Origin of the sequence: Enterococcus sp. AZ167 (genome assembly GCF_051714025.1) — a bacterium.
Lineage (GTDB): Bacteria > Bacillota > Bacilli > Lactobacillales > Enterococcaceae > Enterococcus_D > Enterococcus_D casseliflavus.
Genome location: NZ_JBIORB010000008.1, coordinates 1 through 3,269, shown reverse-complemented (window position 1 = coordinate 3,269; position 3,269 = coordinate 1). Strand labels below are relative to the sequence as shown.

General features: G+C 49.8%; 2 rRNA genes. Both read left to right on the top strand.

The window, feature by feature from the left end:
- Nucleotides 1-157: 157 nt before the first annotated feature.
- A 23S ribosomal RNA gene (locus tag IGJ05_RS16095) occupies nucleotides 158-3,072 on the top strand.
- A gap of 81 nt (nucleotides 3,073-3,153) precedes the next feature.
- Nucleotides 3,154-3,269, top strand: a 5S ribosomal RNA gene (rrf, locus tag IGJ05_RS16090).

The following is a 3,269-nucleotide window of genomic DNA, read 5'->3' as shown; positions in this document are numbered from 1 at the left end:
TTTGTTCATTGAAAACTGGATATCGAAGAAATAATCAAAACAAGTAACACACACCGAGTTGAAATGTTAAAAGAGTTTTTTAATAAGTTCAACGCTTATTTTCTTGAGCAACCTTCTATCGCTAGAAGAAGTACTCAAAACCGACCGTAAGGTCAAAGGTTAAGTGAATAAGGGCGCACGGTGGATGCCTTGGCACTAGGAGCCGATGAAGGACGGGACTAACACCGATATGCTTTGGGGAGCTGTAAGTAAGCTATGATCCAGAGATTTCCGAATGGGGGAACCCAGCATCTTTTATAGGATGTTACGTCTGCGTGAATACATAGCGCAGTCGAGGTAGACGCAGAGAACTGAAACATCTAAGTACCTGCAGGAAGAGAAAGAAAATTCGATTCCCTGAGTAGCGGCGAGCGAAACGGGAAAAGCCCAAACCAACAAGCTTGCTTGTTGGGGTTGTAGGACTCCGATATGGTAGTCTATTCAGATAGTCGAAATACTTGGAAAAGTATGTCAAAGAGGGTAAAAACCCCGTAGGCGAAATTTGGATAACACCTAGGAGGATCCTGAGTACGGCGGAACACGAGGAATTCCGTCGGAATCCGGGAGGACCATCTCCCAAGGCTAAATACTCCCTAGTGACCGATAGTGAACCAGTACCGTGAGGGAAAGGTGAAAAGCACCCCGGAAGGGGAGTGAAATAGATCCTGAAACCGTGTGCCTACAACAAGTTAGAGCCCGTTAATGGGTGATAGCGTGCCTTTTGTAGAATGAACCGGCGAGTTACGATAGCATGCGAGGTTAAGTTGAAGAGACGGAGCCGTAGCGAAAGCGAGTCTGAATAGGGCGAATGAGTATGTTGTCGTAGACCCGAAACCATGTGATCTACCCATGTCCAGGTTGAAGGTGCGGTAAAACGCACTGGAGGACCGAACCCACGTACGTTGAAAAGTGCGGGGATGAGGTGTGGGTAGCGGAGAAATTCCAAACGAACTTGGAGATAGCTGGTTCTCTCCGAAATAGCTTTAGGGCTAGCCTCGGAATTGAGAATGATGGAGGTAGAGCACTGTTTGGACTAGGGGCCCATCTCGGGTTACCGAATTCAGATAAACTCCGAATGCCATTCATTCATATCCGGGAGTCAGACTGTGAGTGATAAGATCCATAGTCGAAAGGGAAACAGCCCAGACCACCAGCTAAGGTCCCCAAATAACTATTAAGTGGAAAAGGATGTGGGGTTGCACAGACAACTAGGATGTTGGCTTAGAAGCAGCCACCATTTAAAGAGTGCGTAATAGCTCACTAGTCGAGTGACCCTGCGCCGAAAATGTACCGGGGCTAAATAGTTTACCGAAGCTGTGGAGTGCACCATTAGGTGCATTGGTAGGAGAGCGTTCTAAGGGCGTTGAAGGCAGATCGTGAGGACTGCTGGAGCGCTTAGAAGTGAGAATGCCGGTATGAGTAGCGAAAGACAGGTGAGAATCCTGTCCACCGAATGACTAAGGTTTCCTGGGGAAGGCTCGTCCGCCCAGGGTTAGTCGGGACCTAAGCCGAGGCCGACAGGCGTAGGCGATGGACAACAGGTTGATATTCCTGTACCCGTTGTTTTTGTTTGAGCAATGGAGGGACGCAGGAGGCTAAGAAGTGCAGACTGATGGATATGTCTGTTCAAGCAGTAAGTCTTGGTAGGAGTCAAATGCTTCTACCTATACGGACAAGCTGTGATGAGGAGGGAAATAATAGTACCGAAGCTTCTGATGTCACACTGCCAAGAAAAGCTTCTAGTGAGAAAACAACGGCCCGTACCGCAAACCGACACAGGTAGTCGAGGAGAGAATCCTAAGGTGAGCGAGAGAACTCTCGTTAAGGAACTCGGCAAAATGACCCCGTAACTTCGGGAGAAGGGGTGCTGCTCTAACGAGCAGCCGCAGTGAATAGGCCCAAGCGACTGTTTATCAAAAACACAGGTCTCTGCAAAATCGAAAGATGACGTATAGGGGCTGACGCCTGCCCGGTGCTGGAAGGTTAAGAGGAGTGCTTAGCGTAAGCGAAGGTACGAATTGAAGCCCCAGTAAACGGCGGCCGTAACTATAACGGTCCTAAGGTAGCGAAATTCCTTGTCGGGTAAGTTCCGACCCGCACGAAAGGCGTAACGATTTGGGCACTGTCTCAACGAGAGACTCGGTGAAATTTTAGTACCTGTGAAGATGCAGGTTACCCGCGACAGGACGGAAAGACCCCATGGAGCTTTACTGTAGTTTGATATTGAGTGTCTGTACCGCATGTACAGGATAGGTAGGAGCCGTAGAGATCGGGACGCCAGTTTCGATGGAGGCAATGGTGGGATACTACCCTTGCGTTATGGCCACTCTAACCCGCAGCCCTTATCGGGCTGGGAGACAGTGTCAGATGGGCAGTTTGACTGGGGCGGTCGCCTCCTAAAAGGTAACGGAGGCGCCCAAAGGTTCCCTCAGAATGGTTGGAAATCATTCGAAGAGTGTAAAGGCAGAAGGGAGCTTGACTGCGAGAGCTACAACTCGAGCAGGGACGAAAGTCGGGCTTAGTGATCCGGTGGTTCCGCATGGAAGGGCCATCGCTCAACGGATAAAAGCTACCCTGGGGATAACAGGCTTATCTCCCCCAAGAGTCCACATCGACGGGGAGGTTTGGCACCTCGATGTCGGCTCGTCGCATCCTGGGGCTGTAGTCGGTCCCAAGGGTTGGGCTGTTCGCCCATTAAAGCGGCACGCGAGCTGGGTTCAGAACGTCGTGAGACAGTTCGGTCCCTATCCGTCGCGGGCGTTGGAAATTTGAGAGGAGCTGTCCTTAGTACGAGAGGACCGGGATGGACTTACCGCTGGTGTACCAGTTGTCTCGCCAGAGGCATCGCTGGGTAGCTATGTAGGGAAGGGATAAACGCTGAAAGCATCTAAGTGTGAAGCCCACCTCAAGATGAGATTTCCCATTTCTTTAAGAAAGTAAGATCCCTGAGAGATGATCAGGTAGATAGGTCAGAAGTGGAAGGCCAGTGATGGTTGGAGCGGACTGATACTAATCGATCGAGGACTTAACCAAAAAGAAAAAAGCACGTAAACTCGTAGAGTTTTGATTTCTTCGATCCAGTTTTGAGTGAGCAAAACTTACTCAATTGAATAGTGTGGTGGCGATAGCAAGAAGGATACACCTGTAACCATGCCGAACACAGAAGTTAAGCTTCTTAGCGCCGATTGTAGTGAAGGGTTTCCCTTTGTGAGAGTAGGACGTCGCCACGC